Source organism: Sphingopyxis sp., from assembly GCF_035250425.1.
In the GTDB taxonomy this organism is placed as follows: Bacteria; Pseudomonadota; Alphaproteobacteria; order Sphingomonadales; family Sphingomonadaceae; genus Sphingopyxis.
The window spans coordinates 1-3362 of sequence record NZ_DATFFD010000100.1; the positions used below are offsets into that span (position 1 = coordinate 1).

4 protein-coding genes are annotated in these 3362 nt (G+C 68.6%); 2 read left to right on the forward strand and 2 right to left on the reverse strand.

Annotated elements, in window-relative coordinates:
• The coding region (locus VJ811_RS05945; protein WP_324071350.1) for a DNA translocase FtsK 4TM domain-containing protein at positions 1 to 639 on the reverse strand (639 nt) is incomplete at its 3' end.
• Positions 640 to 914: 275 nt separating this feature from the next.
• Here VJ811_RS05945 and VJ811_RS05950 point away from each other — a divergent pair.
• Positions 915 to 2156, forward strand: a complete 1242-nt coding sequence (locus VJ811_RS05950) for an FAD-dependent monooxygenase (protein ID WP_324071351.1) — start codon at positions 915 to 917, stop codon at positions 2154 to 2156.
• 97 nt (positions 2157 to 2253) lie between these two features.
• A complete protein-coding gene (locus tag VJ811_RS05955; RefSeq protein WP_324071352.1) occupies positions 2254 to 2952 on the forward strand; it encodes a sigma factor in 699 nt (232 codons plus the stop codon).
• A 4-nt stretch (positions 2953 to 2956) separates the two neighbouring features.
• On the opposite strand, the gene VJ811_RS05960 is transcribed toward VJ811_RS05955, so the two are convergent.
• The coding region (locus VJ811_RS05960) for an LON peptidase substrate-binding domain-containing protein (RefSeq protein ID WP_324071353.1) at positions 2957 to 3362 on the reverse strand (406 nt) is incomplete at its 5' end.

Below are 3362 nucleotides of genomic sequence, written 5' to 3' on the forward strand. Positions count from 1 at the left end.
CGCGGGTTCGATGACGCGGCTGCTGCCTTCGGCCGCCGGCAGTTTGAAGCGCGACGCCCAGCCCTTTTCGAGCCGCAACGCGCGCCACGCGAGCCACAGCCCGAGCCCGACGAGCAGCAGGATCGTCGCAAAGCGGATCAGCGCTGCGGCGGGTTCGCCCGCCTGTGCGAACAGCGGTGCGACCGCGCCGCCGATCAGCAGCGCGATGATCCCGCCCCAGCCGGCAGGCATCGGCGCGTTCGTCGCTGGCGACCAGAGTTCGGCCCCCAGCCCGACGAGCAGAATGCCGATAAAGCTGTAGGCAAGCTGGCGCGGCCAATAAGGCTGCGCCTCGCCCGTCCATAGCCGCCACGCGATGACACCGAGCAGCGGCAGCAAGAGGACAATCGGCGCGCCGCCGATCGACAGGCCAAGGTCGGCGAACCATGCGCCCGCGCCGCCCATCCAGTTGGCCGCCGTGCCGTGCGCGGCGGTATTCAGCGCCGCATCGGTACTGTCATAGGTGACGAGCGCGAGGGTCAGGAAGAGCGTGAACAGGCCGAGCGCAACCGCCGCGGCGATCACGAGCGATCGCGCGATGCTTTGGCGGAAAACCGTGCGCCAATCGGCCTTTGCGGGTGCGGCCTTGCGGCTAGCCATGCTCTTGTCCGGTCCCTGTCAGTTAACCACGGCGATATGCGCATGGGGCGGACTCGCCGTCAAGCACGGGGCTTTTAATGGGTTCGCGCGAAGACGCGAAGATGTCGCGCCAGCCGCGAAGCGGCTTTCCTGTTCGATCGTCGCCTCCCGCAGTGCTGGTGATGAGGAAGGGGTCTGTCGGCCCGAACGCACCTCTTCGCGCCTTCGCGTCTTCGCGCGAACCAAATCAGCGCCGCCCGCTTTCCATCCGCTCCGTTGCGGTCTAGGGCAAACGCATGACCGAACCCCTGCGCAGCGATGTCCTGATTTCGGGTGGCGGCCTGGTCGGCCAGACACTCGCCCTTGCCCTGACCCATCACGGCCTGTCGGTCCAGATCGTCGATCCCGCCGACCCGGTCACGACGATCGCGCCGGGTTTCGACGGCCGCGCCTCGGCGATCGCGAGCGCAACATGGCAGATGTTCGAAGTGCTGGGGATTGCAGAGCGCCTTGGCGGGCACGGTTGCCCGATCCGCGCGATCAAGGTCGGCGACGGCGCCCCCGACAGCGGCCGCGGCGGCGAGCTCGATTTCGCCACCGCCGATGGCGATCCGCCGCTCGGCACGATGGTCGAAAACCGTCAGCTCCGCCTTGCGCTTGCCGCTGGGCTCGCCGAGGCGCCGCTGGTGCGGCTGCTGATGCCCGCCGCGGTTGTGTCGCGCGCGATCGATGCGCATGGCGTCACGCTGACGCTCGCCGACGGCACGACGCTCGCCGCGCCCTTGCTGATCGTCGCCGAAGGCCGCCGCTCGCCGACGCGCGATGCCGCGGGGTTCAGCATCGCCAACTGGTCGTACCATCATCATGCGATGATCGGCGCGGTCGCGCACGAAAAGCCGCATGGCAATGTTGCACACGAAATCTTCTATCCGTCCGGACCGTTCGCGCTGCTGCCGCTGGTCGCCGACGCGCAGGGGCGGCACCGCTCGGCGTTCGTGTGGACTGTCGCCGAAAAGGACGGCCCCGGTTTCGCGAAACTGGGCGAGCGCGGCTTCGTTGCCGAGTTGCAGAAGCGCGCCGGCGGCGTGCTCGGCGCGATGGAGCTTGTTGCCCCGCGGATGACCTATCCGCTCGGTTTCCATCACAGCGCGTCGATCGTCGCCGACCGTATCGCGCTCGTCGGCGATGCCGCGCACGGTATCCACCCGATCGCGGGGCAGGGGCTCAACCTTGGCTTACGCGACGTCGCGGCGCTGACCGAGGTGCTCGTCGAGGGGGCGCGGCTCGGCCTCGACCTGGGCGATGCGGCGCTGCTCGCACGCTACCAGCGCTGGCGCGGACTCGACAATATGACGGTCAGCCTCGCGACCGACGGGCTGACGCGGTTGTTCGGCATTCCGGGCCGCACCGCCGCGGCGGTACGGCGCACCGGGCTCGGCGCGGTGCAGCGGATGCCGATGCTCAAGCGCTTTTTCATGGACGAGGCGCGCGGCGAGGCGGGCGACCTGCCGCGCCTGCTCGCGGGCACCGAGGTTTAGGTATTTCTACCTAGGGCGCCGACAGCGCGGCGCTAAGCATGGCATCCTATCCCTGAGCGCGCGGTAACCACGCCGCGGACAGGATGGGGACGGGACCATGTCGGTAAAAAGCGACGCGCTCGAAGCAGCGGTGACGGACTATATTCAGGCGCGAACCGCGCTCGACGCGGCGCCGGGTGCGCGAACGCGCGCGTTGGCCGACCGGAGCTTTGCCCGGCTCGCCGCGCTTGCCGCGCCGCGTATCCGCTATTTCACGCGCAGCTACGGGCTGACCGATGTCGCCGAGGATGCCGCGCAAGTGTGCGCGATCGCGCTGCACCGCGCCGCCGAACATTATGATCCGGCGCGCGCGCGCTTCACCACCTATGTGAACTGGCAATTCCGCGCCGAATTGCAGGCGCTGCGCCACCGGCTCCACGGCGATCAGCGTTGCGCCGGACGGCGGCATGTCACCGCGACGCTATCGCTCGACGCGTTGCAGGAGGATAGCGCCGACGCGTGGCTGACCGATCCGGCGGCCGAAAATGCGACTGAAAAGGGCGCAGCCGACAGTCTTGCCGCGCTTTTGGCCGACCGGTTGGTCGAGGCGTGGGCGAGCCGCCGCCGCGCCAGGCTGGGCGAATCGCGCGGCGATGAAAACCGGCTGGAAGCCCGGCTCACTGCCGAAAAGAAGCTCGTTCGCCATTATTTGATGGTGAACGACGCGGCGGAACGCTTGCGCGAAAGCGACCGGCATATTGTACGCCGGGCGCTCGCCGACATCGTCCATCATGCGCCGGTCCGCAAGCCGCACTGATCGCCTATTGCAGCGTGGCGCGGCCGTCGTCGCCATCGAAACGACCGAAAAATTGCATCAGCTGGACGACCAGTTCGGCACGCGCGTCGATCGGCGACGCCTCGAGCAGCGCCTGCTTTGCGGCGGCATCGAACGGTGCGACCTGCGCGATGCCGTTGACGAGCGTCGCATCGTCGAGCTGGCCGACTGAATCCCAGTCGACGACATAGCCCTGCCGCACCGCGAAGCGCTTGGCTTCGCGTTCGAGGCTCGCGCGCTCGATGCTTGCCAGCACCGCCTCGTCCTCGGCTTCGAGTTCGATCTCGGCTTCGACCTGCCGGAACGGCGTCGTGACGTCGAGCTCGCGGCGGACGCGAAAGCGCGCGACGCCTTCGAGGACGAGGTTGAAGCGGCCCTCGTCGAGCGCCTCG

Excerpts from the sequence above, each read along its gene's own strand:
- VJ811_RS05950 (WP_324071351.1), top strand. The coding sequence starts at position 915 with ATGACCGAACCCCTGCGCAGCGATGTCCTGATTTCGGGTGGCGGCCTG.
- VJ811_RS05955 (WP_324071352.1), top strand. The coding sequence starts at position 2,254 with ATGTCGGTAAAAAGCGACGCGCTCGAAGCAGCGGTGACGGACTATATT.